This window comes from Embleya sp. NPDC020886 (assembly GCF_044333915.1).
In the GTDB taxonomy this organism is placed as follows: domain Bacteria; phylum Actinomycetota; class Actinomycetes; order Streptomycetales; family Streptomycetaceae; genus Embleya.
Genome location: NZ_JBIRRX010000026.1, coordinates 51,050 through 77,409, shown reverse-complemented (window position 1 = coordinate 77,409; position 26,360 = coordinate 51,050). Strand labels below are relative to the sequence as shown.

The 26,360-nt window shown below is 68.4% G+C and carries 13 protein-coding genes and 4 pseudogenes; 11 read left to right on the top strand and 6 right to left on the bottom strand.

All coding sequences use genetic code 11. The features are described 5' to 3' along the window. Positions 1 to 135: 135 nt before the first annotated feature. Positions 136 to 6,276, bottom strand: coding sequence for a polymorphic toxin-type HINT domain-containing protein (locus ACH4U8_RS44190; RefSeq protein ID WP_395784215.1), 6,141 nt, complete (start codon positions 6,274 to 6,276; stop codon positions 136 to 138). Between the two features lie 88 nt (positions 6,277 to 6,364). Here ACH4U8_RS44190 and ACH4U8_RS44185 point away from each other — a divergent pair, with 88 nt between their 5' ends. The 3 genes from ACH4U8_RS44185 (at position 6,365) to ACH4U8_RS44175 (ending at position 13,926) form a co-directional block, all read left to right on the top strand. Further along, positions 6,365 to 6,601, top strand: a complete 237-nt coding sequence (locus ACH4U8_RS44185) for a hypothetical protein (RefSeq protein ID WP_395784213.1) — start codon at positions 6,365 to 6,367, stop codon at positions 6,599 to 6,601. 970 nt (positions 6,602 to 7,571) lie between these two features. Then, on the top strand, positions 7,572 to 12,290 hold the full coding sequence (locus ACH4U8_RS44180) for an FG-GAP-like repeat-containing protein (RefSeq protein WP_395784211.1): 4,719 nt from the start codon (positions 7,572 to 7,574) through the stop codon (positions 12,288 to 12,290). Positions 12,291 to 13,170: 880 nt separating this feature from the next. Continuing rightward, positions 13,171 to 13,926, top strand: coding sequence for a hypothetical protein (locus tag ACH4U8_RS44175; RefSeq protein WP_395784209.1), 756 nt, complete (start codon positions 13,171 to 13,173; stop codon positions 13,924 to 13,926). A gap of 108 nt (positions 13,927 to 14,034) precedes the next feature. Here the strand turns inward: ACH4U8_RS44175 and ACH4U8_RS44170 are convergent, their stop codons facing one another. Beyond that, positions 14,035 to 14,517: a hypothetical protein gene (locus ACH4U8_RS44170; RefSeq protein ID WP_395784207.1), complete on the bottom strand. Its 483-nt coding sequence runs from the start codon at positions 14,515 to 14,517 to the stop codon at positions 14,035 to 14,037. 267 nt (positions 14,518 to 14,784) lie between these two features. Between ACH4U8_RS44170 and ACH4U8_RS44165 the strand changes: the two genes are divergently transcribed. From ACH4U8_RS44165 to ACH4U8_RS44155, 3 genes are all read left to right on the top strand, one after another. Further along, the gene (locus tag ACH4U8_RS44165; RefSeq protein ID WP_395784205.1) at positions 14,785 to 15,621 is read left to right on the top strand and encodes a hypothetical protein; all 837 of its coding nucleotides are present in this window, start codon (positions 14,785 to 14,787) and stop codon (positions 15,619 to 15,621) included. A gap of 297 nt (positions 15,622 to 15,918) precedes the next feature. Further along, a complete protein-coding gene (locus ACH4U8_RS44160; protein WP_395784203.1) occupies positions 15,919 to 16,134 on the top strand; it encodes a hypothetical protein in 216 nt (71 codons plus the stop codon). A 406-nt stretch (positions 16,135 to 16,540) separates the two neighbouring features. Further along, entirely contained in the window at positions 16,541 to 18,817 is a 2,277-nt protein-coding gene (locus ACH4U8_RS44155) for a restriction endonuclease (RefSeq protein WP_395784201.1), read from the top strand. Positions 18,818 to 19,256: 439 nt separating this feature from the next. Here the strand turns inward: ACH4U8_RS44155 and ACH4U8_RS44150 are convergent. After that, positions 19,257 to 20,761 (bottom strand): annotated as a pseudogene (locus tag ACH4U8_RS44150) (ISL3 family transposase). 328 nt (positions 20,762 to 21,089) lie between these two features. Here ACH4U8_RS44150 and ACH4U8_RS44145 point away from each other — a divergent pair. Then, positions 21,090 to 22,222 (top strand): annotated as a pseudogene (locus ACH4U8_RS44145) (IS256 family transposase). 90 nt (positions 22,223 to 22,312) lie between these two features. Here the strand turns inward: ACH4U8_RS44145 and ACH4U8_RS44140 are convergent. Genes ACH4U8_RS44140 through ACH4U8_RS44130 form a run of 3 tightly spaced genes read right to left on the bottom strand, consistent with a single transcriptional unit; the run spans position 22,313 to position 24,299 of the window. Next, positions 22,313 to 23,122, bottom strand: coding sequence for a hypothetical protein (locus tag ACH4U8_RS44140; RefSeq protein WP_395784199.1), 810 nt, complete (start codon positions 23,120 to 23,122; stop codon positions 22,313 to 22,315). Between the two features lie 2 nt (positions 23,123 to 23,124). Beyond that, entirely contained in the window at positions 23,125 to 24,087 is a 963-nt protein-coding gene (locus ACH4U8_RS44135) for a hypothetical protein (RefSeq protein WP_395784197.1), read from the bottom strand. Beyond that, on the bottom strand, positions 24,087 to 24,299 hold the full coding sequence (locus ACH4U8_RS44130; protein WP_395784195.1) for a hypothetical protein: 213 nt from the start codon (positions 24,297 to 24,299) through the stop codon (positions 24,087 to 24,089). Before ACH4U8_RS44130 ends, ACH4U8_RS44135 begins: the two co-directional genes overlap by 1 nt. 253 nt (positions 24,300 to 24,552) lie before the next feature. Between ACH4U8_RS44130 and ACH4U8_RS44125 the strand changes: the two genes are divergently transcribed. From ACH4U8_RS44125 to ACH4U8_RS44110, 4 genes and pseudogenes are all read left to right on the top strand, one after another. Continuing rightward, a complete protein-coding gene (locus ACH4U8_RS44125; protein ID WP_395784193.1) occupies positions 24,553 to 24,819 on the top strand; it encodes a hypothetical protein in 267 nt (88 codons plus the stop codon). A gap of 222 nt (positions 24,820 to 25,041) precedes the next feature. Beyond that, on the top strand, positions 25,042 to 25,209 hold the full coding sequence (locus ACH4U8_RS44120) for a transposase (RefSeq protein WP_395784231.1): 168 nt from the start codon (positions 25,042 to 25,044) through the stop codon (positions 25,207 to 25,209). After that, positions 25,206 to 25,379 (top strand): annotated as a pseudogene (locus ACH4U8_RS44115) (transposase); the annotation flags it as partial. The gene ACH4U8_RS44120 and the pseudogene ACH4U8_RS44115, both read left to right, overlap by 4 nt. Positions 25,380 to 25,480: 101 nt before the next feature. Further along, a pseudogene (locus tag ACH4U8_RS44110) lies at positions 25,481 to 26,332 on the top strand (transposase); the annotation flags it as partial. Between the last annotated feature and the right edge of the window lie 28 nt (positions 26,333 to 26,360).

Genomic DNA, 26,360 nt, shown 5'->3' with positions numbered 1-26,360 from the left:
GTAGAGCCGTCCCAGGTCGAGATTCTTCTTCCTGGCGGTCAAGTCTATCGCCGAGATAAGACCACCCGCTGCAAGGATATCTGGATAAAGGCCAGGATCAAGCGCACCCATATTCATCCCCTTTGGCTCGCCTTGCTAACACCCACAGAACTTCCCTGCATCCGATATGAAGGGCCGGAGCCTGCCGAAGCTTGCCCAATCTGGTTCCGGGACTGGGGCTCTTTCAAGAACCCCCTTCGCGTTGGGTCGGTAAAAATTGACCGAGGACCAGGAGCGTTCACCATTAGCGACAGCCCGGGCAATCCAGCCCATCTCCATATCAGTGGCGTACGCGCCCGGCTGGAGCCCGGCCTTGGCCGATTCAGTAAAGTTGCCCAGGCCCCGAAGATTTACATGAAGCGTCACTGACGAATCCCGGATTGCATTCTCTACCGGGCCCTGCCATGCGTCAGAGCCATAGCTGCCGAAGTGCTTGAACCCCTCACTGTCCGCCCATGAATAGGTTCCCTCCGCCTTCTGCCCCAGCGCCACGTTGCAGTTATGTACGAGTACCGGCATGGCCCCGGCCAGCACATAGTACGTGTGGTCGGTATCCACAGTGAGATCGTGGGTACGATGTTGTTCGCGAAACTGGCGAGTGGCACCGACCTGGACCCACGTTCCAGTGGATGTCTGCAGCCACTGGCCCGGCTTCAAGTCGCCTGCGTTGATCCACTGCTCGGTTTGGGGCGACCAGAAGGGGTGGTTGGTCGTGGCAATGATCGACGCGTCGCCTTGGTCGGTCTTGACGGTGACGTCGACAAAATCCTTGTCGTCCTCGGTGGTGATGGCGGCCAAGACCGTACGGGTCTTGCTTTCGCCGCTCTCGGGATCGGTGGCAAGGACGGTATCGCCGGGCGCGATGTCCTGAATCGGCTTGGCCGATCCGTCGGCCATCCGGACTTCGGTGTCAGGTACGAAGCTATGGCTCGGGCGGCATCCCTTGACGACGGAATCGACGATGTCGTCGCCCAGGCGCCCGATGTCGTCGATATGTTCGACTGCCTCTTTTCCGGCACTCTTCATTACTTGCTCAGAGCCCCGAAGCGCCTCGGCGCTGAAGGCCGATGCCAACCTGCCGCCGAAACCGCCCGTGAAACCCGCAATTGCGAAGCTACCCGCAGTGATACCGCAAGACTTTAGATCGCGCCCTCGTGAATCCCAGCATGCCTCCAGGTCTTTCCCACCGGAGAGTTCATAAAAAGGGTCAACCAACGGACGTGCGATGTACGTTATGGCTGGGTGTTCTTTGAGAACGACATGCGCCTTGAAAGGACCGATTTTTTGCGTCGGAGCTGCACCGGAGCCTGTATTTCCTTGCCCTCCCTTCGACACCGCCGCCCCTGCAGAGACTGCGCTTCCAGCTGCGGCGCCCACGCCAACCCACTTGAGAACATCGTCCTCCAGGGACAAGCCGGTCGGGTCACTGAAAGTGGCCGGGTTGTTGTTGCCATAGCTGTACCCGTGCATCTGTTGGGCGTCGGTGAGGTCCATGAGCGGGTCGACGCTGATGAACCGTCCGAGGATGGCGTCGTACTCACGGGCCCCAATGTGTGTCAGTCCCGTCGAGTCCATGGGCTTGCCGAGGAAGCCCTTGTCGTCGGGCCATTGGCCGTTGGCCTGGGTGGGCTGGGGGCCGCGGGGTTCGCCGAAGGGCTTGGACAGACGGCGGGTGGCGGTGAGGGTTGCGGCGTCGAGGGTGCTGGTGGGGGTGCCGTGGTGGTCGGCCGCCATGTATACGAGCGCGCCATTCCCGCTGCGGACGACGGCGGTGCCGCCGGCGGCGGGATAGGTGCGGGTGCCGATGACGGGGCCGGTGCCGTCGGTCTTGGTGGTGAGTTCGTCGCTGCCGAGATACAGGGTGGTCTTGCCGGCTTCTCGGCGGATGATGCGGTTGCCGTCGGCGTCGTAGAGGTATTCGCTCGTGCTCGTGGCGGAGGCGGCCTTGGTGAGCTTGTCCTCTTCGTTCCAGGTGAGGGTCTGGAGGTTGGCGTCGGCCCCGGGGCGGGTCTTGGTGTTGCCGGACTCGTCGTAGGTCAGCCCGGTGGTGACGGCCTCGCGGGTGCCGGTCCTGACGGTGACCGAGTCCAGGCGGTGGGTGCGGTTGCCGGGCTGTGCGCCGGGGCGGTAGCCGTATTCGGTGGTGACGTTCTTGGTCGGGTCGTCGGTGGGGTCGTGGTCGACGAGTTTGGTGCGGTTGCCGACGGCGTCGTAGTCGAAGGACTGCCAGTACGGGTCCGGGCCGCCGACCGTCGTGGTGGACGGGGTCGGGGTGGTGCAGTTGCCGATGCCTGCGGGGCGGGGGATGGCGGGGGTGTCGGTGCCGGTGGTGCTGGTCCAGGCTTCCTTGAGGCGGCGGTGGCCGTCGTAGGTGAAGCACTGGGTGTCGGTGGCGGCGCCACCGTCGCGGACCGACTTGATCGAGGTGACGTCACCGCTGGGCTTGTAGGTGTAGGAGGTGACATCGACGAAGCGTGGTGTCACCCCTTCCCGCTCCAACTCCGTGGTGAGAAGGCGGCCCGTGGCGTTGTCGTAGTGGTTGGTGAACGTCGCCTGTCGGGGGAAGCCGCCCAAGGTTGTGGCGGTGCTGCGGCCGAAGGGGTCGTAGTCCGCGAACTGCATGTACGGAGCGGCGCCTGCGCCGCCCAGCCCGTTCAGGAGGCCGCCGTCGTTGTAGCCGTAGGACAGGTTTTCGGCGGGGAGGCCGCCGTGGGCCGGGAGTTGGGAGTGGAGGGGCAGGTCGAGGACGGGATCGTACTGGGTGCTCGTCTCGTAGGTTCCGGCGAGTTTGCCCTCGGCGGCGGGAATGGTGGTCCGGGTGCCGGTGGGAAGGTAGGTGCCGGGTTTGAAGCCGGTGATCTCGCTGGTGTACTTGGCGCCGGTTCTGCCGCCGACGTAGCGGGAGGAGCCGTCGGCCTGGCCCTTGGCGTAGCGATCGTAGGTCCACTCCGACAGGAGGTTCGCGTCCGTGATCGTGTTCTTGTAGGAGGCGGTTTTCCGGCCGAGGGCGTCGTAGGTGTGGGCGAGGGTTTGGCCGCGGGCGTCTGTGGTGCCGGTGACGCGGCCGACGAGGTCGTAGCGGGTGTCGGACGGGCCCTTGTCGGGGTCGACGGTGTGGGTTTTGCGGCCGAGGAAGTCGTAGTTGTACGTCCAGGTGTTGCCGCCGGCGTCGGTGACCTTGGCGAGTTCCTCGCGGGGGCTGTACTCGTAGGTGATCTTCGAGTGGTCGGTGCCGGTGGGGGTTCCGCCGTTGTACTCGCGCAGTTCCTTGGGTTTGCCGCGGGCGTCGGAGATCGAGACGGTCGCGGTGCCGCCCGAGGGTGGAGTGACGCGGGTCTCGTCGGCTCCGGCGTATGTGGTGGTGGTGCGCCACATTTCGATGTTCTGGTACTTGGAGATCTGTGCGGTGGTGCGGCCCATGCCGTCGTAGGTCAGCTCGGTCTGGCTGGTGAGGCTGCCTTCCTCCGGGTCGAAGACGGTCGTCTCGGGGGTAGCGTCCTCGTTGTAGTAGGGCGCGTTGGTCCTGACCGGGCGTCCCAGGCTGTCGTAGAACGTGTCGCTGACCACGCGATTCTGCAGGTCGGCGGTCGCCGGGGTGCTCTGCGTCTGGCGTTCCTGGAGGAAGCTGTTGAGGATCTTGTGGGAGACGGAGTACCTGGAGTCGTCGAACGTCAGAGTGCTGGTGGTCACCACGGAGGGGGCGGTCTTGCTGGGGGCGTAGGCGAACTGCACGTTGGCGTTCTGGGCTTTGGTTCGGCCGGGTTTCCAGACGGCGATCAGGCGACCGAGGGCGTCGTATTCCTGCTCGATGACCAGGCCGTTGATGTCGACGGCCTTGACCGGCAGGTTGCGGGCGCCGGTGTAGTGCGTGGTGCCGGTCCAGCCGGTGGGGCCGGTGACCGCGACGGTGGTGGGCAGACCGCCCGTTGCCGGTGTGTACACGGTGGTGGTGTTCTTGTTCTCGGCGTCGGTGGCCTTGGTGACGCGGCCGTAGACGTCGAACTCGGACTTGGCCGTGGTGATCCAGTTCGGGGTGCCGTCGGGCTTGTACTCGTTGACAGCCTCGGTGGAGGTCGCGTCGCCGATCGTGCCGACCTCGCCGAGGGGTTTGTTGTCGTAGAGGGTGTGCGACCAGGCGTAGACGCTGTCCTTGGTGCGCGGGGTCTCACAGGCGCCGGGTGTGGCACCGGGGGCGGCGAGGGTCGAGACGGTCTCGACAGGTTTGCCGATGATCCACGCGGTGGTGTTGTGGGCGTAGGTGGTCTTGGTGCAGTACTCGGGGAGGCCGTCGGCCTGGTCCGACACCGTGACGGGGAGGCCGTGTTCGGTCTCGAACGAGGCGGTCTTGGAGTTTTGGCGCCAGGTGGTGTTGTCGGCGAGGAGGGCGAGGTTGCGGGATTTCGTGGTGGCGGTGCGGCGGGCGGTGAGGGCTGGTAGGCCGCGGGCGCGGGTGTGGGTGGCGGTGGTCGCGGAGGAGTACGGGGTGTTCAGAGACTTGGCGGCGACGGTGCCGCCGTCGCCGGTGAACGTCTGGGTCTCGTAGGCGTATCCGGCGTGCCAGTCGGAGTCGAGGTGGGGGGTGCCGGTGGAGTCGGTGAGGGTGACGGCGCGTTTGGTGCCGTCCTTCTTGATGTCGCCGTCCATGCCGCGCAGGTAGAACGTCGCGGACTGGGTGACCGCGTCGGGGGCGACGCCGGTGCGGGTGATGACCCGGCCGTAGCCGCGGTACTGGTTCCAGGTGCGGCGGTCCTTGGACTTGGGCTTGCCCGTTTCCTTGTCCTCGGTCAGTTCCGCGTCGTCGCGGTGCCATGCCGCGCCGTCGACGTACTCGTAGCGGGTCAGCCGGCTGGGTGAGTCGCCGGTGGCGTCGCGTTCGGTGACTCGGGCGACGGTGTATTTGTGGAACCAGTGCAGGACGGGTTCGGCGTCGTCGTCGTAGTTCCACCAGGAGGGGTAGCAGGCCTTGGTGTTGGTGTCCGGGGTGGGCAGGGTGGCCGGGGTGCATTCGGCCTCGTTGTAGGCGACGGTGGTCTGGCCGCCGGTTTCGTTGGTGATGCCGGTGAGGCGGCGGCGGTTCATCGGCGGGGCGAGGTCGCCGCCGGCGTCGACGCGGTTGGCCATCAGTTGGCCGGTGAAGTCGACCGAGGGGACGTCGATCTTCTTGGTGCCGTCACGACCGGTGCGGGTGATCGAGTCCAGCCACAGGGTCGGCGAGGAGCCGTCGAGGGGGTCGGGGTAGGCCTGGGCGAGGGCGTACTCGTCGACGGTCTGGTAGGTGGTGCCGACCAGGGACTGGGTGAGGATCTTCGTGAGGCGGCGGGTGGAGAAGAACGTCTGCCCGTACACCTCGCACTTGCCCGACGTGGCGCACTGTTGGTCCACCGGGACGTCCGGCCATTTGGCGGCGTTGGCCTTGGTCATCTTGGCCGGGGCGCAGTCGAAGTCGTCAGTCTTCAGGCAGCGTTCGGCGGTTTCGAAGACGACCTGGGCGGTGGGTTGGGTGGTGTCGGTCTTCTTCGAGCCGTAGGTGATCTTGGCGAGGGTGCCGCCGCGTACGTATTCGGTCAGGGTGCCGGAGCCGACGAGAATCGCGCCGCGGGTGTACCGGTTGGTCTCGGCGTTGTAGGTGTAGGTGACCATGCCGCCGCGGGCGTCGATCACATAGTCGAGGTTCCAGCGCCACGCCTGCTGGCACCACGACGCGTCGAACCCGGAGGGTTTGTTACAGGGTTCGCCGGTGTTGTTGCCGTAGACGGGCGCGGTCCAGGTCGCGTTGGTGGCGGGGTCGGTATTGTCGCCGCCGGGCTTGTGGTTGACGCCGAAGTAGTACTGGACGCCGTCGCCGGTGGTCAGGCGCCAGTGCTCCCCGTCGTTGTCGGGGTTGACGGCGCCGGTGAGGAGTTCGATGCGGGAGTCGTCGTCGTTCTCCAGGCGCCACTTGGTCTTGTCGGTGTCGTCCTGGATCAGGGTGGAGGACTTGCCGTTCAGGGACAGGGTCAGGGAGTTCTGGGTGGACCAGCACTTCTCCCCGGACTTGTCCTGGCCATCCTTCGCACACGCCTGGTAGGAGCGTTCGACGAAGCCGGGCGAGTACTCCCAGCCCTCGCCGATCCACGACGCCTGGTTGTTGGTCGAGGTGGTGCGGCCGTCGACCGTGCCCGAGTTGTAGGACAGGTTCACGGTCGGGGCGGTGCCGCCGATCGCGGGCGGGACGCCGACGCCGTAGGACCAGTTCATCGAACCGGAGTTGCCGCCCGCCGACCACGAACCGGACGGGGACAGCGAGGTCGCCTTGTAGTCGCCGGAGGGGCCCGACGCGTCGCCGGTGACGGCCAACACCGTCGCGGTGTTCACCGTGCGGGCGGTGCCGGGCGTGGTGCCGGCGGGCAGTTCGACGTCGGCGCTCACGCGGTGCTTGGCGCGGTCGTTGCGGGATCCCACGACCGGGGTCTGCACGCGGCACTCGGGCCGGTCGGGGGTGGTCAGCGCGCACTCGGACATGGCGACCAGCCGCAGGCGTGAGGACCAGTCCGCGCCGAAGGCGTCCTTGAACGCGGTGTAGTCCACCCCGACCGTCATCCGGCCGTTGTTGGTGTCGCCGTCGGCGCGGCGCACCGAGACCAGGACGCCGTCGACGCCGGCGTTCTCGGCAGCGGTGTGGTCGGCGACGGTGACCCGGACGCGGGGAGCCGCAGTGGATGCCGTGCCGGCGGCGGGAGTTGCCACGCGCAACGGGCCGGGGGTCGTCGCGGCGGGGGCGGTAATCCAGACCGGGGTGCCGGGGGCGTTGCCGCCGGTGGGGGCGGCGAGGAGGGCGGAGCCACCGCGGGCGACGAACGGGGAGGCGGGGGCGGCGGAGGTCTCGACCTCGGCGGCTTTGGGCCAGCCGGGTTTGGCGGGTTTCCAGGTGGGGTGGCCGTCGCCGGTCAAGGGGGTGGGTTTGGGCGGGGTCGCTTTCCTGCCATGGATCGAGGGCGTCTTGGGGGGATTGCTCGGGGCGAACCTGTTCGCGTCGGGCGTGTTCCTGATCCACGGGACCGCCTGGGCGGGGGTCACGGTGGCGGTCATCGCCAGGACCGTGGTGCCGACGACCGCCCAGCGAGCTGAACGCGACACTCGTCCCCGCCGAGGCTTGGAACCCCACGACCGACCACGCACGGCGAACCCCCAGCTGGGCAGGAAAGATCCCGCCCCCGAGCAGGCGAAAGATCACAGACGGAGCGCACCGTACGAGCCGAAGTACCCTGCCGGCAACGGCAGTTCCCTCGGTTGATGTGGCGTTCGTCACTACAACCTTGGGGGCGGGCGGGGAGTCCGCGAGCGGAGCAAACAACCCGTTGCCTCACAGATTCGGGCAATCGACATCGGCTCGACATCCAGGGAGGACTTATCGACACAGTGATCGAGATCGAGTGAAGTGGGTCACATCCTCAAGTGATTGTCGGGTGTCGGCGCCGGCCCATAGGTTCCGTGCGCCCATGCGTACGCGCCGTGACGTGCCGCGCACCCCTCCATCCCGGGAGCCATCCGCCATGAGGCCACCGCCTCCCCGCACTTCGTCCCGGCTCGCCGTGGCGGTGTGCGGAATTCTCACCGGCGCACTCGCGTGCAGCCTCCTCTCCACACCCGCCCTGGCCGTGACCACGCCTTCGCATCGCGTCGAGGCGCCACCCGCGACCGGCACCCCGACCGCCGTCCAAGCCGCCCAGACGTCGGCGATCGAGCAGGCCCGACTCACCGGAGTGCCGGTGGCCGTAACGGAGTCGACGACGGCGACGGACACCGTCACCGCGCAGCCGAACGGGACGTTGACGCTCAGGCGCACCGTCGAGCCCTCGCGGACGAAGAAGAGCGGGACGTGGCGTGATCTCGACCCCGCGCTCGCCCCGGCCCCGGACGGGACGGTGCGCCCGGCCAGTACCACCGCGGACCTGGTCTTCGGCGGAGGCGGCAGCAACCTGCTCGCGTCGATGACCAACGACGGGCGCAAACTCGCCTTCACCTGGCCCACCACGCTCCCCCAACCGGTCCTGGGCGGGAACGGCGCGCTGTATCCGTCGGTACTACCCGACGTGGACCTCAAGGTCGCCGCCGGCGAGCAGGGCGGGTTCTCCCACACGCTGATCGTCAAGAACGCGCAGGCGGCGAAGAACCCGCAACTCGCCGCGCTGCGGCTGGGGATGACCACCGACGGCGTCACCGTCACCGAGGCCGCCGACGGCACGCTGGCCGCCACCGCGGCGGACGGCACGGTCGCGTTCCGCGCGGGCGCGCCGATCATGTGGGACTCGCGCACCACGCCCAAGCCCGACGCGACGAAGGCCAAGTCCGGTTCCCCGTCGGCCTCCTCGGCCGGCGACACCGGGCCGGGTGCGATACCCGGGAGCGAACTCGCCTCCACCGCCGAAGCCCCGGGCGCGCTCGCCACCACGGCGCCCCTGGACACCGCAGTCGCCGCAGGGTCCCTCACCCTGACGCCGGACGCGGGTGTCCTGGGCGCTGCGGACACGGTCTTCCCCGTCTACATCGACCCGGGGTGGGTGCCGACGCAGAAGACGAACGCGGGGAAGTGGAACTGGGTCTGGAACGCCCACCCCGACGAGTCCGGGTTCGACAGCACGAAGTACAAGCCGGGGGTGGGTTACCAGGGCTGGGAGCCCGAAACGGGCATCGAGAGAACGTACTACAGCGTCGCGCTCAACCTTCCCGGGCGGCAGATCCTGGACGCCAAGTTCTACGCCACCCAGGTCTCCTCCTCCGCGGCGGACTGCGAGAACACCGCCACCCACCCGGTGTATCTGCACCAGGTCGCCAACACCCTCACCGACCAGACCACCTGGAACACCAAGCCCGGCGACTGGGGACTGTGGTCCACCGTCCAGGTCCCCAACTCCAACCTCGCCGGCCAATGCGGCACCCGCCTGGCCGACTTCCCCATCACCGCGCAGGTCGCCGCACGCGCCCACGAGGAGATCCTCACCTTCGGCCTCTTCGGCAACGAGAGCAACCGCGACGCCTTCAAACGCTTCTCCAAGATCGCCGCCGACACCTACCTGACCGTCACCTACAATAGCAAGCCCGACAAACCCTCCAACCTGCGGATGACACCCACACCGGTGGGGGGCGGCAACGCCGGCGGTTGCGGCTACATCGGCGCCCACAACGGGGTCACTTTGTACGCCACCCTGGGCGATCCGGACGCCGGGCAGACCCTGGACGCGCAGTTCCACGTCCGCGAGGTCGGCAACGGCAACCCCCTGGTGTGGGACAGCGGTTGGATCTCCGACGGCCCCAACGGCCACGAGGCCCCGGCCCAGGTTCCCGCCGGCGTCTTCCAGAACGCGAAGACGTACGTCTGGAGCGTCCACAGCGGCGATCACAACACCAACTCCGCGTCCGACTGGGTCGACGGCTGCACCTTCACCGTCGACAGGACAGCGCCCACGCCGCCCGTGATCACCAGCGACGACTTCCCCGTCGACGGCGGCGGGAAGCCGATCGGCAAGACCGGTACCTTCACGGTCACCACCACCGCGGCCACCGACACCCAGTCCGGCGTCGACGCCATCGAATACGCCCTCGACGCCACCATCCCCGTCGGCGGCGCGGCACGCGCCACCAGGACGAGCGAGGCCGGCGGCGTCACCACCTGGACGATCACCGGCCTGAGCGTCTCGGACTGGCGCACCCACCGCCTGTACGCGCAGAGCGTCGACCGCGCCACCAACCGCTCGCTCCCGGCCGTCTACCAGTTCTACGTGCCCAGCGACCCCACCCGCACCGTTGAACTCGGCGACATCACCGGTGACCGCCGCCCCGACCTGGTCGCCGTCGACAGCGGCGGGGCGCTGCGCATGTACGGCTCGGACACCGACCCCGCGACCGGCGGGACGATCGTCGCCGCCGCCCTGCAGGGCCCCGCGATCGCCGCCGGCAAGGCCACGTGGACCGGGGCACTGGTCACCCACCGCGGCGGCGCCGGCCTGCCCCGGGACAACCTCTTCGCCTACGGCAACGAACGCCTGTACCTCTACCTCAACAACGGCGCCGACACCAACGGCTACTACTTCGGCTCCACCCGGCGCAGGACGGTCCTACGGCCGCCCGTCGACCTGTGCGTCGACCCCGCCGCCCCGGCGAAGAAGTGCGCCGGCACGACCTACGCCCCCGACTGGAAACAGGTCAAGCAGATCCTGGCGCCCGGCAACGTCGACGCCAACGTCGACGGGCACGACGCGGCCCGTCTGGACCTGCTCACCGTCGAACGCGACACGAGCGACCTCGCGAACCCCGTCACCCGGCTGTGGCTCTTCCACGGCGACAACGGCATCGGCCTCGAACACGCCACCCTTTTGGGGTCCGCCGGCTGGGACAAACTCGACCTGATCGCGCCCGGCGACGTCACCGGCGACGGCCTGCCCGACCTGTGGGCCCGCGACCGCGACACCTCACTCCTCTACCAGTACGCGTCCAGGCGCAACCCCGACGGCTCCGTCGACGTCGGCGCGCTGGGCGACCACGCCGGCCGCACGCTCCTGGGCACCGGCGCCGGCACGCGCGTCGACACGAACACCTACCCCGAGCTGCGTTCCGACGGCGACCTCGACGGCGACGGCAAGACCGACCTGTGGGCCCGCGCCGGCGACGGCCGCCTCTACCTCCTGCTCGGCAAGACGCCCGGCATCGACGGCAGCGCCTTCTCCCCCGCCACCCTCGTCAGCGACACCCTCACCCCGTGGAGCGAATGCCACGACACAACCTCCGGCGCGAACCCCGCCGCGACGGTGCGGTTGTGCGGGCCCATCTGGGCCAAATACAACACCCTGCGCGCCGCCAACGCGATCGGCCTGCCCCTGACCGGCGTCCAGGCCGAAGCCGACGGCGTCGGCAAATACGCCAACTTCCTGCACAAGACCGGCGGCACCGCCGCGCGCGCCTCCATCCACTGGACCCCGAACACCGGCGCCTGGTCCATCGAGGGCGACATCCGCGACAAGTGGCTCGCCAAGGGCGGCACCTCCGGCCCCCTGGGCTACCCCGTCTCCGACGTGAGCACCGTCAAGGACGGCGCCGGCACCACCATCGGCTACATCTCCCACCTCACCGGCACCCCCGCCACCGGCGCCTCCGCCATCACCGACGGCAGCAACACCGGCGTCCACGAGACCCACGGCTACATCCACGCCCGCTGGCAGGCCACCGGCGGCGTCCGCGGACCCCTCGGATTCCCCTCCACCGACGAAACCCCCATCCTCGGCGGCACCGGCCTCTACAACCACTTCCGCACCCCCGGCGCCACCAACGACACCGGATCCGTGTACTCCTCCCAGGCCACCGGCACCTGGGCCATCCACGGCGCCACCCGAGAGCGCTGGATCGCACGCGGCTGGGAGAACGGCTACCTGGGCTACCCCACCGGCAACGAATACGACCTTGCCGACGGCCGCCGACAGGACTTCCAACACGGCTACATCCACCGCGTCCCCCGATCCACCGTCGACGCCGCCTACGCACCCCACCGCGACATCGCCACCGCCGACCTCACCGGCGACGGCCGCACCGACGTCGTCACCATCGACGACAACGGCTCCCTGTGGCTGCACGTCACCAACCCCGACGGCACCCTGCGAGCCCCCACCGGACTGTGGCCCGACACCACCTGGACCGGCATGACCGCCATCACCACCGGCAACTTCAACGGCGACGCCCACGACGACATCGTCGCCGTCGGCTCCACCGGCAACCTGTGGCTGTACGCCGGACACGGCGACGGCACCCTCGCCAACGGCGTCCCCCTGTGGCCCGACGCCAGCTGGCAAGGCATGGGCGCCATCACCGGCGGCGACTTCAACGGCGACGGCAACAGCGACATCGCCGCCATCTGGCCCGACGGCAGCCTCATGCTCTACCCCGGCGACGGCAACGGCCACCTCGCCACCGCCGTATCCGCATGGCCCGACAAATCCTGGGCCGGCATGCGCCTGACCGCCGGCGGCGACTTCGACAACGACGGCAAAACCGACCTCGCCGCCGTCAGCCGCACCGGATACCTCCACCTCTACGCCGGACGCGGCACCATCACGGGCGGCGCCGCCTTCGACGACAGCGTCCCCCTGTGGCCCGACAACACCTGGAGCGGCGCCCGCGACATCGCCGCCGGCAAACTCGACGACAACCCCCACTCCGACCTCGTCGCCATCTGGAACGACGGCACCCTCCACACCTACCCCAACCTCACACCCCTCCCCTGACACACCACACCAACACCACACCACGGCCCCGCACCCCACTTGGGGTGCGGGGCCGCCGCACAACCACACACCGCCGGCCCCCGCACACCCCACAAGGTCTCGGGGACCGACGACATCACACCCGAAACAACACCGAGCGAACACCACAACCAGCACCGGGAGTCGGGCCCGCGCCGCTCCCTCGACACGACACGACACGACACGACACCGCAACGACACCACCCCGGCGCGATGCGCGGCAGAAGCAGCGCCGCTGCGGGCTCCGGCCGCCGGGGCACAAAGTGGAGGAAGTGCGACGCAACACCCGCGCAAAACATCGCGCGGACCACCGACGGACACGCTCACCGGCGACCCGGCAACAAGCGCCACACCACTTCGGCCACGGCCACACGCGAACCGAAGGCCGCGGCTCCCCCGGGCGCCGGAAGGCGGACGGCGCCCCGGCACCGACCCCACACCACGTCGCCGACACCACCGCACGCGGACACCACCCAGGCCCACCGGGACCGGCCGGCCGGGACGCACGTCCCGCGAACACCGAACACGCGGCCCACCACCGCCCGATCACCCACAACGGCAGACAACGGAAGGCGCCCCTCCCGATACACGAGCAAGGCTCGGCGCCGTCGCCCCGTGTCCACCCCACCGGCGTCAACCGACCGATCGCGCCCGTGTCCCCCGTGCCCGCCGTGCGCCGCATCCGGCCGATCACCCCACCGCCGCAGCCCCGTCGGCCGGGCTGTAGTCTCCGCCCGTCTCCCGTCGTCGACGACGCCGCCGCGCCCACGGAGCGCGCGGACGCGGACCATCGGGAGCAGTCCTGCCGCCGAGTCGCTCGGCGTTCGCACCGTCCCGGGGAGTACTCATGCGCGGAGTTGCCGTGCCTGTCGCGTTGATCGTGGCGGCCTGTCTGGCCGGATGTTCGTCGACCGGTTCGAGTGTCGTGTCGTCCGACGGCGCCAAGCCCGCGACCTCCGGGCAGCACCCCACCGCCGCCGGCACGCCGTCCGCCGATACCTCCGCCGGCGCGACCGCGAAACCGACGGCCGGAACCGCAACGGACTCGACGACCGGGGCGCGCGAAAGCGCGGCCGTACGCATCCGCGAGGCGCTCGAAACCGTGCGGGCCGCACACTCGTTCCGCCTCGTCGTCACCATCCGGCAACCGGGCGCACTCCCCCACGTCGAGGACAACCGCATCGTCCGCGGCCAGGGCGCCCGCATCAGGAAGGCGGACGGGGACACCGTGACCGAGGAGACGGTGTACATCGGCGACCACGTCTACCGGCGCGCGGACACCGGAGCGTGGGAACAGGACACCGTCCGAGAGGATTCCGAACTCGCGAGCAACCTGCTGTACCGCAACACGTCCTCACTGCTCGGGCAACTGCACGACGCGACGGCCGAGCCCGGCCGCTTCACCCCGATCGAACCGCTGACCATCGACGGCACCACATGCGTCGGATGGGCCGAACCCGACGGCACCCGCACCTACCTCACCCCCGGCGACCACACCCACCTGCGCCGCCTCGTGGTCAACACGAACAACACCACCATCACCTGGGACCTCACCGAACTCGACACCCCCGTCGACCTCACCCCACCGACCCCCGTCCACCCCACGACCCAACGCTAGAAAAACACCGCACCCACACCAGCGGTATCCGAGAGGGGCCGCGCCGGTCACGCCGGCCGACCACATCGCCGGCCGGACGCGGCCATTTCCGATGGCCATCGCTGTCGTTCAGCAGGCGAAGGTGCGCCATTCGTCGTGGGGGACGAGGCCTTCCCAGGTGTCCCAGCAGTTGGGGGCCCATTCCCGGGCGAGGAGGACGGGGCGGGTGAGGACGTGGTCGCCGGCGCGTTGGACACGGACCACGACGCCGAGTTCGGGTGCGCACGGGTCGACGTCCTGGGAGTACCGCACCCGGTGGCCGCGTGCGGCGAGGTGGTCGCAGAAGGCGTCCTCCAGGCGGGACGGCATCCGGCCGACCAGGGGGATGTCGTCGAGGTGCACCTGCGGGCCCCGCCGGGCGTCGATCGCGATCGCGGCCAGGCCGATCGACTCGTCGTGGTACAGGTCCACCGCCACACCGGAGATCCTCGAGCCTGCGGGGCCGCGCACGGGCCACGGATCCGCCTGTGTCACCCGTCCCCGGCCGTCCCCGCTCGTTCCGATCGCCTCCAGTACGCCGTCGACGGCGGCCATCGCCTGATCGTGGGTCATGCCGAACCTCAATGGGCCCACCTGCTCGAACGCGCGAACGACCATAGCGCGCGCTGCGACTCCTCCACCACGCCCCACGCGCCCGCTCCCACGCCGAACCTCCGCTGCCCGTACGCCGATTCCCGGCAGCGCTGCCGATCCGCGCACGCCCTCGGGGAGGCTACGGGCGCCGGACGACAATCCCGTGTTCGGCTGTTCGTTCGGGTGGTGTCGGTGTCCGGTGGTAGGTAGGGGTCTTTCGGCCGGCGACAGCCGTGGGAGGCGAGCGTGACGTCCGAGGATCTCGTGTTCGATTTCGAGCGGGTGCGTGTGCACGGAGTCGAGGTGTACGAGGGGACCGAGCTGGATGTGCGTGTGGTGATCGCGGGGATGCCGAGGGACGTCAAAGACGGCTTCGCCTACGACCGGGTGCCGTGGGGGCGGTTCTCCCACGCGTACGGCTCGAGCGAGGACGTTCCCGGCTACTTGGAGCGGCTGCGTTCCGCCGACCCGGGCGTGGCGCGTCACGGGCTCTCCTTGTTGGCGGGCTCCGTCTTTCATCAGGGTACGAAGGGTTCGGTGGCGCCGTTGACGGTGCCGTTCCTGCTGCGGATCGCGGCGGACCCGGCCGGGCACGAGCGGGTGAACGCGCTCGGCCTGGTCGCGGCGTTGGCTCGCCGCGACGACTGGGGCGACGGGTCGCGCACCGGTCTGTTGCGGGTGGCCGACGCCGACGACGAGGTGCGCGTCGACACGAAGGGCTATTCGCAGAACTGGTCGGTGCGGGCGGCGCGTGACGCGATCGCCGCGGACACGCACATCCCGATCGCCCTCCTGGACGACCCCGATCCGCGGGTGCGGGAGGCGGCGGCGTACGTCCTGGCGGCGTCGTCCGGCCGCGCCCGGGAGATCTCCGCCGCCTTGCACGGGAGGTTCCGCGTCGAGGAGGTTCCCCGCCTGCGGGCCGGCCTGATCCTGGCGATCGCGCAACTGGCGGGTGAACACCGCCACGAGGACGCCGCCTCGTTCACCCGCGCGTGCTGGTCCGACCCCGCACGCCCGCCCGAGGTCAGGGTCGGTCCGGTCCCACCAGCGGTAGCAGATTCGCGGTGGCAGGAACATTGATCCGGCGGGGCGACCGGCCGGACGGCGTGGGAACAGCGGTAGGCCGTTCCAACAGTCGGCCGAGCGCGTCCTGACCGTCCTCGACGGCCACCTGCTCGTCCTCGGTCAGCGGGATCGCGACCGCCATCCTCCGCAGGTTGCTCTTCGCCTCCAGAAGCTGGGCTCTGGTCGAGTCCTTGGGCGTGTAGAAGTCGCACCGCGCGCAGGCCATGCGCGGCCTCGCACGACAGCCGCCCGACACAGTGGTGGAGCCGTCAGCAGGGGGCGGACGGCATCGGGCAGCGGGCATGGCACATCATGCCCGTGCTGGAGGTGCAGTTGGCGGGATACGTCGACGCGTATGTGCCGTTCGGCGCGGATCGCGAGGTGGCGCCCCGATGGCTCGCCCAGCACTGCCCCGTCCACGACAGGCCCGACGTCGTGGACACCGACCCGCCCGAACTGCGGCCGTTCCACCTGGGCACAGACGGCCACCTGATCCGCCGCTACCGCACCGACGCCCTAATCGCCTGAACAATGCCCACAGCCGGGGGTCGTAGGCGCGTGCTTCCTGGACATCTCCGCCGGTGAAGTGCTGCCAGACCCAAGCTGCGGTGTGTCGGCGCCGTTAGACAGAGACGACGTGATCCAGGGGCGGTACCCGGATTCAGCACCGCGTGAGGAACGGCGGTCAGCGTAGCCAGGCCCCCGGCGACAGGCCCCATAGTCGACAAAGCCGCAGTGGCGAACGGCAGCGCGGCGCTCGAAGCGGCAGTTCCTGGGGTTTCCGTCGACCGCATCCCGGCGCTCACCCATGCCCCCGGGGGCATGGCGGCCGACCTCTTCCAGGACACCGAGCCGAGCGACCGGTAGCCGGTAAAGTTGAGGCCTCGTCTCAGCATACGAGCTGATGGCCCAATTACTCTCATGGAGCACAGGGTTGGCCGACTACGACTTCCACACCCTCTCACCCAACGACTTCGAGATACTGATTCGTGATCTCCTCGCAGCCGAGTACCGCTGGCGCTTGGAAGCGTTCGGACACGGCCGCGACGGAGGCGTTGACCTACGGGCGAAAGCGCCAGGGGGGAAGGTCGTCGTCCAGTGCAAGCATTACCTCGGCTCGACGTTCTCGGATCTCCGCTTGTCAGCACGCCGGGAAGCCTCAAAGATGGACAAAGAAAAGCCCGACCGCTATCTCTTCGTAACATCCAAAAACCTAAGCAGAACCCAGAAGGACACCCTTGCAGGTGATCTCAATCCATGGCTCTCTGACACCGCCGACCTGCTTTCCCGAGTCGACATCAATGACCTAATCACGCGACACCCGAGTGTGGAACAGCAACATTTCAAGCTTTGGCTTGCCTCGACAACAATTCTGGAACGCATTGTTCAAAGCGGTCTTTGGGAGCGCAGTGAGGCACTGCTTGAGGACATCAGGGACCGAGTCAAGCTGTACGTTCCCACTAGCAACTTCAAAGCAGCACAAGAACTGCTCGACGAGAAGCATATCGTCGTTCTAACAGGTTCGCCCGGAGTCGGCAAGAGCATGCTCGCCGAAATGCTCGCCCTGAAGTATTGGCACGAGGGATGGCAGGTCGTGCCAGTGGGGACCGACGTTGACGACGCATGGAGTGCATACAAATCGGGTCGCCAACAGGTCTTCTTGTATGACGATTTCCTCGGACAGACGGACATCAGTGAAAGGCGTGCGAAGGACAGTTGGGTAATCCGTTTAATGGACCGCGTGGCGAGGAGTCCAGACAAGCGGCTTGTCATGACAACAAGATCGCAAATCCTTCAACAAACTCGACTAATCAGCGAGCCTATCGCCCGTGCCGACTTTCGAGTTGTCGAGTGCGTGATAAATATCGCCGACTACGGGGTGCTCCAGCGGGCACGCATTCTGTACAATCATCTCTTTTTTTCCACCCTCTCGCGAGAAGTTGTCAGAGAGTACGTAGAAAACTCGTCCTACTGGACAGTCGTAAACCATGAGAACTTCTCCCCACGGATTCTCGAACTGGTCATCAAGCGATCTCATTATTCGGCGGGCGAGTTGGCGCGCGCTCTTAACCACACCCTTGACCATCCGCTGGATCTTTGGAGAATTCTCTTCACCAATGGATTGTCTGACATTGCCCAGCGGATAATCCTTACCCTTGCTTCATTCTCTATCCATGGCGCCAGCTCCAGCGACCTCAAGGCTTTGGTTCAGAAAGAGGCGAAGCCAACGGAGTACACGAGTGCACTTCGCGTACTGGAAGGCACCTTTGTCCGGCTGGAGAAACGTAATGGGGACACGATGGTCGCCTACGCGAATCCAAGTGTACGCGACTTCACCCTGGCCTTCCTTAACGAGGAGCCGGACTATCTTTTGACCATCATCGGGGATGCGGTATTTCTGGCTCAAATGAGCACGCTCCTAGCGTACGCAGTATCCGAGCTTGACGGAAAGCTCCGCTTCCAACACTGTGCCGATACCGTGACTCGACACTCACCCTATATCACCAGGAAAATAATGGAGTTGATCGCCAAAGAAAGCGAACCCGGCAGATCTGATCCGCGCGAATCTTTTAAGGTGCGCCGGCGAACAATCAAATCCCTCCTCGACTCACTAGAGCCAGCGCATCGACTGATGGGAGAATCGTTCGATGACCTCCTTGCGGTGACAACCGAACTACTTAAAAAAGGCCCAACCTTTGGCTACATGGATCCCGACGATTGGAAGCTCTTCAATGCGGCACTGATGATGCGTTGCACAGAGAATCCGAGCCACGTTCGAGACGAGCTTGAATGGGCATTTGAGAACTGGGGCGAATCGCTATACACCACAGATGGCGTGATTGCATTCGAAGAATTTTTTAAATCATACGGTCCAGTCCTGAAGCGGCATTTCGACCCTAGTGAACAATTTCACAAGTATGTCTGCTCTGGCTTGCGGCAGGAGCTGGAAAACCTGTCTGGCAATGAACAGGATCGTGATGCCGACCACCAATGGATCGACGAAGTCGAAAGGGCGGCAGAGAAGGTCGGTGTAATCGACGAAATGAGCTCGGAAATCGAGTTCGCCCGAGAATCCGTTGAACAGTACTATGCAGAACGCGAATATTCCCGCAGGCAGTATGATTCTGAGGCGGAATACAGATTCCCGGGAGCGTCCGTATCGGTTTCCGAGCGTACTGCGATCGAGGGCATGTTTCGCGAGCTTTCATAGTACTCAGAATCCAGGTAACTGTGCTCCACAGCCCCTGGGGGACGTCGCCCTGGCCCGCTGCACTCCACCTGCCGTCGTCCACCGCGTCGACATCGCTCACCACGAGCCCGCCTCTCGCCGGCCGCGCCCGGGTCGAGACACCCGGGTGCTCCACTCAGCAATAGCCGCGACACGCATTCGGACGACGCGTAATCGGCGTTCCGGTGAGACCACCACGAGAATCCGGTACAAGCCCCCACCACACGGCGTTCCCACCACCGGACACCCGCACGTTCAAGGACGCTGCATGTACATGTCACCGGGTGTCGTCAACTCACGTCACCGCAACCTCCACACCCCGCGGTGGGAGCGGGTGTGCGTGCGACACGGCCGGTGGGGCCTGGAGGGACTATCAAGGACTCGGGTCTGCCTCACATCCGGTGGTGGCTCTGCGTGAGTGTCACGGGAGAAGGATGCGGTGGCGGAGGAGGTCGAATCCGGCTCGTCCGTGCATTTGCCGCATGATGCGTTTGGTCCGGGTGTTGACGCCTTCGGTGCGGCCGTTGTGGTGGGGCAGAGTGAGAGCCGCATCGGCTGCTGCGCGGTCGAGTTCGAGGCCGTTGGCGAAGGCGTGCAGGTGGGGTAGGTCGGACGCGCGGACGGCTGCGATCCATGGGGTGAGTGCGGTGTCGTTGCCGGTGGTCGGCTTCAGCAGACCGGCGAACTTGATTATGTGTCCTGCAAGTTCGGCGATCTCCGGGCACGCGGCCGTCAGTTCGGTCAGCAGTTCGGCGTCTTTGTCGCCCACGTTGTCGGGGCGGGTGAGTAGGAGCCGGGCGAAGCGCCGTGGGGTGGTGACGGGCCGGTCGCCCTCGGCACGGCCCTGGGTGAGGTAGCGGTAGAGGAGGTTGAGGCTTCCGGTGTAGCCCTGCTCCTGGATCTCGCGGAAGAGCTGTTGGACGGGGACTGCGGGGTCGCCGGCCCGGCGTGCGCGCAGGTGGTCGCGGTAGGGGTCGACCAGCGTCGGCCGGTAGCGCGGGCCCGGCGCAGGGCGTCGGGTTCGCGGGTGCGTGCGTATCGCTTGACGGTGTTCAGGGACACGTTCAGCCGTCGGGCGCATTCGAGGAGGCCGACGCCTTTGCCGAGCAGGTCGTGGACCTGGTGCCAGCGCTCGCGGGTGGTCTGCTCGGCGGCCCCGCCGGGCCGGGGCGGGTTGACTGTGGCCCAGCAGGCGCTGTGCGAGCGGACCTCGGCGAGTGTTTTGTCGCACAGGTTGCTCCATAAATGCCATCGGTCGCTGACCTGCACTGCGTCGGGCAGCGCGCGGCGTATTGCTTCGGCGTAGGCGCCCGAGCCGTCCCGGCAGACGACTTTGACGCCTGGGTGCCGTCGCAGCCACGCTTCGAGCGCGTCGACGCCGCGGCCGGGCAGGACGTCGATGCGTTCGCCGGTCTCGGCATCGGTCAGGACGGTCGCGTAGCGGTGGCGGCGCTTGAGCGCGAAGTCGTCGACGCCCAGGACCCGCGGCACCCGGCGGGCCGGCAGCGGGATCCCGGTCAGGACACGCAGGGCGGTGCTCCGTGACAGCCCGGCGCCGAGCGCGTCCAGTGTCCGTGCGCTGGCGCGGCCCGCGAGTTCCCGCACCACGGCCCGGACTTGGGCCAGCAGGCGCACCGTCCGCCGCTGGTAGCGCTCCAGCACACCGGGAATCTGCTCACGAAACGTGATGCGGGGGCAGGCCGGGGTGGGGCAGACCAGGCGGCGGAGCCGCGCCAGAACGACCACCCGGCGGGCGTCGACCGGCACGTCCGTCACCGTGCGTTCATGGAAGGCGTGCACCCGACCGGTCCGACCGCCGCAATCCGGGCAATCCACCGGACCGCCAGGCGTCCGTGCCCGAACTCGGATGACCCCGTCCTCGTCCGCAACCTCCTCGACCACCAGCGGCGCAAGCCCAGAAAACACCACGCCCACAAGCTCGTTCGCACTCAACATCCGCACATGATCACGGACTCACTGTCCGTCACCACCGGATGTGAGGCAGACCCAAGGACTCGGTGTACACCCTGAGCAATGGGAGTATCCGATGACCGATGTGGCGATTACGACGATCGGGTCGAGTGTGGTGGAGGGCGTTTTGGGGACGTCCGCGCCGGCTACCGGGCAGGGCGTGGACACTACGTTGACGGCGGCCGTGGCCGAACTCGCGGAGAAGGCGGCCGAGCAGGCCAGGGCCGGCGGGGTGCGTCTGCTCGGCGAGGGTGGCCTGTTGCAGGCACTCGCGAAGCACCTGATGGAGGACGCACTCGACGCGGAGATGGACGAGCATCTCCGTGTCGAGCAGGCCCGGACCGGTGCGGCGAGCGCACGTCGCGGCGGGAACGCCCGCAACGGCACCCGTCGCAAGACGGTGAACACCGAGGTCGGACCGGTCACCCTGGACGTGCCGCGGGATCGGGCGGGGACGTTCCGCCCGGGCCTGGTCCCGGTCCACTCCCGCCGCACCGGCGCGTTGGACGAGATGGTGATCTCGTTGACGGCGAAGGGCCTGACCGGCGGCGAGATCGTCGCGCACCTGGCCGAGGTCTACGACATCACCACCTCGAAGGAGACCGTCTCCACCATCACCGACCAGGTGTTGGGCGGGATGAACGAGTGGCGCACCCGCCCGCTCGACCCGGTCTACCCGGTGGTCTTCGTGGACGCGATCCACGTGAAGATCCGCGACGGCCAGGTCGCCAACCGCCCCGTCTACGTGGCTCTGGGCGTCACCGTCGACGGCTACCGCGACATTCTCGGGTTGTGGATCGGCGATGGCGGCGAAGGTGCCAAGTACTGGGGCCAGGTCCTGGGCGAACTCAAGAACCGGGGCGTCAAGGACTGCTGCGTCCTGGTCTGCGACGGGCTGAACGGCCTGCCCGACGCCGTCGCGTCGGTGTGGCCCGCCACCGTGGTCCAGACCTGCATCGTCCACCTCCTGCGAACTCGTTCCGCTACGCGTCGAAGAAGGACTGGTCCGCGATCTCGCGAGACCTCAAGCCCGTCTACACGGCGGCGACCGAGGGCGCGGCGCACGAACGTCTCGCCGAGTTCGCCGCGACGTGGGAGGCCTCGTATCCGGCGATCGTGCGGTTGTGGGAACGCAGTTGGGCCGAGATGGTGCCCTTCCTCGCGTTCGACCGCGAGATCCGCACCATCATCTGCACCACCAACGCGATCGAGTCGATCAACGCCCGCTACCGCCGCGCGGCCAACGCCTCCGGGCACTTCCCCAACGAACAGGCCGCCCTCAAACGCCTCTACCTCGCCACCCTCGCCCTCGACCCCACCGGCAAGGGACGCGTGCGCTGGTCCAACAAGTGGAAAGCCGCGCTGAACGCCTTCGACCTCGCCTTCGACGGCCGCGTCACCGCCGGACGCACCTGAGCCGAACCGGCGACGACCGAACGAACGAAACCGAGTCGAAACCCAGACTCACTCAAACGAGACCCCGTACACCTAAATCCTGATACTCCCTCATCGGCGGTTGATCAGGCGGGCTCGATCGCCGGCGATGAGGGCTTCGAGTTCCGGGGCGGGCCAGGGGCGGGCCCGGGTCAGGGGGATGTGGTGGCGGCCGGTGGCGATGTCCTCGAGGAGGTCTTCGAGGCTGATGCCGGGGCCGACGTCGCGCGGGGTCTCGGGCGTGGCGCCGGTCCAGGCCCAGCGCAGGGCCGCGGCGAGGGCGTGGTGTTCGTCGGCGGGGGTGAGGTGGATGTGGGTGTCGGGGGCGGTGGCCAGGAGTCGGCGGGCGACGTCGGGGACGGTGGCGTGGTCCATCCCGCCCCGGTACGGGCCCGCGAGCGGCAGCAGGTCGCGGTGGTGGGCGTATTCGTGGTCGATGAACGCGACGTCGTCGGCCGGGGTGATCAGGATGTTCCAGGGTTGGATGTCGCCGTGGCGCCATCCGGCGGCGTTCAGCCGGTCCAGCGCGGCGAACGCCCGGTGCGCGACATCGAGCAGACGCGGAGCGAAGCCCGGGCCCGGTCGGGCGGTGCGGCCGGGGGCGCACCATTGCCACAGGTCGACGCCCGGAAGGAACTCCACGGCGGTCCACAGGTCTTCGCCGACGTACCCGTACCTGCCGCCCGCCGGGTGCAGGCCGCCCGCGTGCAGCAGCCGGACCGCGCGGACCTCGTGGAGCAGCGGGGCGGCGGTGGCCGGCTCGGTCGCGGTCTTGATCTTCCAGGGGCCGGCCCGCCAGGCGGTGTCGTGGTGCGCGGTCAACGGACGCGGTTCGTCGGTGACGCCGAGAGCGCGTACGGCGGCGTCCAGCAGCGGGTCCATCGTCACATCCTCGCCCGTGCGTGGGCCGTGTGCCGGGTGTCGGGGGCGTCGCCGGTGAGGACGCGGGCGATCGCGGCGGCGATGGGCAGGTCAGTCAGGGCCTCGATCCAGCCGAACTCGCCGGCGCAGTTGGTCTCCAGGTAGGTCCAGCCGTCGATGGTGACGACGAAGTCCAGCGCGGCGTAGCGCAGGTCGAGTTCGCGTACGTGTTCCACGCAGGCGCGTTCGACGTCGGCGGGTGGCGTGACCGGGGCGTGGCGGCAGTCGGCGGGCGGGACGGTACGCCAGTCGAGGGCGTCGTCGGTGGTGATCGACGCGGCGAACACCCGGTCGCCGACGACGGTCACGCGGGCGTCGAACAGGCGGTTCTCGACCAGGGCCTGGAGGTAGTGCACGGTGCCGGCGATCTCGGTCAGGTCGTCCGAGGGGCGGATGCGGGTGGTGGGGACGAACGTGGTGTGTCGCTGGGTCAGCGCCTTGACCACGACCCTGTCGTGGTGTTCGGCCACGAACGCGCGGGCCGTGGCGGGGTCGCTGGTGAACAACGTGTCGGGCACGGACAGGCCGCGCCGGGCGGCGGAGGCGAACTGGGTGGGTTTGTGCTCGGACGCGTCGACCACGGTCGGGTCGTTGACCCACAGCAGCGGGTGGGCGCGGAGCAGCCCGAGCAGCGCGGTGGTGTTCTCGTGGGCGCGCCACCGATCGTCGATGTCGGTGTGGGTGTCGGGGCGGGTGGGCTTGCGCCAGTACACCGCGCAGCCGGGACCCACGGTCGCGGTGCGGTGGCCGTCGTCGATCAAGGTGGTCCAGGTGCCAGCGGTGAACCGGCCGGTGGCGGTGGCGCCCTCGCGCAGCCGGCCGGGGTCCAGGCGCACGAACGCGTCGCGGTCGAGCCGGCTCACGACCAGGTCGGCGGTGAAATCGTCCTCGGCCGCGACGACGACCACCCGGGCGGGCGGGCGCACTACTTGGGGTCGTCCTTGCGGCGCACCCCGCCCTGGTCCTGCGTGCTGGTGTAGTTCGCCACCACCACCGGATCCACCGCCTCCACCAGCAGACGGCCGTCCGCGACGACGTTCGCGCCGACGGCCGGGTCGTAGCGGTACTCCGGTGGAGCCGGCGCGGTGTCCGCGGGCATCGCGGCGGCCCTGCGCCCGAGGATCAACGGTCGCCCCATGGATTCCTCCCCATGTCTGTGGCCGCCCGCTCGACGAGCGGGCGTCCCTTCACATTCTGTGAGAGACCGTCACCATTCGGAATACGCCGGTGCCACTCGATTCCGTGGGCGGGACGGGAATGGGTAAAGCTGCGCACCGTGGTCGGGGCACACGCCCCACGGCACGACGCAGCGGCACGTATTGCCTACGCACCCGACCGCACGAGACCGTTCCCCTGGTCACGGCCCCCGGGAGGGCAATCCCGGGCCGGCGTTGGACGCGTACGAGACACCGATCCCCTCGCCCCAACCGGTCCCGGCCGGGCCGGCGGGGCACCCGGCGCCGTCGGACCCGGACGCGGTGGTGGCCGCGCACGCCTCCCGGATCCTGGATCACCTCGCCGGTATCGCCCTGGTCGACGGCGACGACCCGGCCATCACCCTGGTGGTGCTGTGCGACGTCGCCACCGCGGTGGAGACCATCGTGTCCGGCACCACCGCCCAGGCCCGTCGCACCGGATCGACGCCGGAGCGCCGATGACCACCATCCCCCGTGCCCGGCACCCGCCCGCCCGGCTGGCGGCGCGGGTCGCGACTGGGGACCGGTGGCGTCGTTGAACGGGCGTGACCACCTTTTCGCCCCGACCGCTCCTCGCCATCGCCGTCTGCCACCTGTGCGACCGGCGCACCCCGACCGGCGGCGGGCCGACCGTGACCCTGCGCCCCGCGGCCGGACCGCCCCGGCCGGTACGACTGTGCACACATTGCCGGGACAACCGGCCCGGCCGCACTCACCGACGCGGGCGAGGTCACGATCGCGGTCCCGCGCGATCGCAACGGCGACTTCGAACCGGCACTGGTGCCCCGGCACGCGCGCCGGTTGGCGGGGTCCGACGAGCGGATCCTCTCGCTCTACGCCCGCGCGGGATGAGCGTGCGCGACATCCGTTCCCACCTCGCCGGCGTCTACGGCGTCCAGGTGAGCCCGGACCTGATCTCCCGGGTGACCGACGCCGTCCCCGACGAACGCGCCGCGTGGCAGAACCGGCCCCTGGACCCGGTCTGGCCGATCCTCCACATCGACGCGTTGTGGGTCCGGATCCGTTCCGGATCCGTGGTCAATCGGCCTGTGTTCGTCGCGGTCGGCGTGGACATGGACTGCCGCTGCGGTGCTTGCGAATTCGCACGGTGCAGTCCGCCGGCGTCTTCCACGCCGGCTACGACGCCCCGCGCATGGCCCACCTGCTGGACGGCCTGCCGGTGGAGGTGCTCGGCCGACTCCGCTCGGACCGGGTCATGCGCAAGCCCGTGCCCCGGCCGTGGTTCTCACCGCCCCTGGGCGGGCGCCCGCCCAAGCACGGCAAGGAGTTCCGCTTCGCCAAGCCGGAGACCTGGGGTGAACCGAACGAGACCACCACACAGGTCACCGACCGGTACGGCACCGCGTGGGCGATGGCCTGGGACCGCATCCACCCCCGGCTCACCACCCGATCCGCGTGGATCGACCACGACGGCGAACTCCCTTTGATCGAAGGCACGTTGATTCGCCTGGAGGTCGACCGGCTGCCCGGCGGCGGAGACCCGCTGCCGCTGTGGCTGTGGTCCTCCGCCACCGGCATGACCGCCGACGCCGTCGACCTGCGGTGGCAGGCGTTCCTTCGACGCTTCGACTTGGAGCACGCGTTCCGGATGATCAAGCAGACGCTCGGCTGGACCCGGCCGAAGCTCCGCACCCCGGAAGCCGCCGACCGCTGGACGTGGCTGATCATCACCGCGCACACCCAGCTCCGCCTCGCCCGACCACTCACCGAGGACGTCCGCCGACCCTGGGAACGACCGGCGGCACCGAACAGGCTCACCCCGGCCCGAGTCCGCCGGGGGTTCAGGAACCTCCGCCCAACCCTGCCCTGTCCGGCCCGAGTGCCGAAACCGACCCGGCCGGGCCCGGGCCGGCCGCTCGGCTCGAAGAACCAGCGGCCCGCCACCCGCTACGACGTGGGCAAAACCGTGAAACGCCCCGAGAGCATCATCGAACGCGACCAGGTCAGACCATAAAGCACAAGCTGAACGAGCGGACACGCCC

Coding starts and splice junctions, on each gene's coding strand:
- ACH4U8_RS44190 (WP_395784215.1), bottom strand. CDS start 6,276: ATGAACTGGTCCTACGGCGTCGGCGTCCCGCCCGCGATCGGCGGCACC.
- ACH4U8_RS44180 (WP_395784211.1), top strand. CDS start 7,572: ATGAGGCCACCGCCTCCCCGCACTTCGTCCCGGCTCGCCGTGGCGGTG.
- ACH4U8_RS44170 (WP_395784207.1), bottom strand. CDS start 14,517: ATGACCCACGATCAGGCGATGGCCGCCGTCGACGGCGTACTGGAGGCG.
- ACH4U8_RS44160 (WP_395784203.1), top strand. CDS start 15,919: ATGCCCGTGCTGGAGGTGCAGTTGGCGGGATACGTCGACGCGTATGTG.
- ACH4U8_RS44140 (WP_395784199.1), bottom strand. CDS start 23,122: ATGGACCCGCTGCTGGACGCCGCCGTACGCGCTCTCGGCGTCACCGAC.
- ACH4U8_RS44130 (WP_395784195.1), bottom strand. CDS start 24,299: ATGGGGCGACCGTTGATCCTCGGGCGCAGGGCCGCCGCGATGCCCGCG.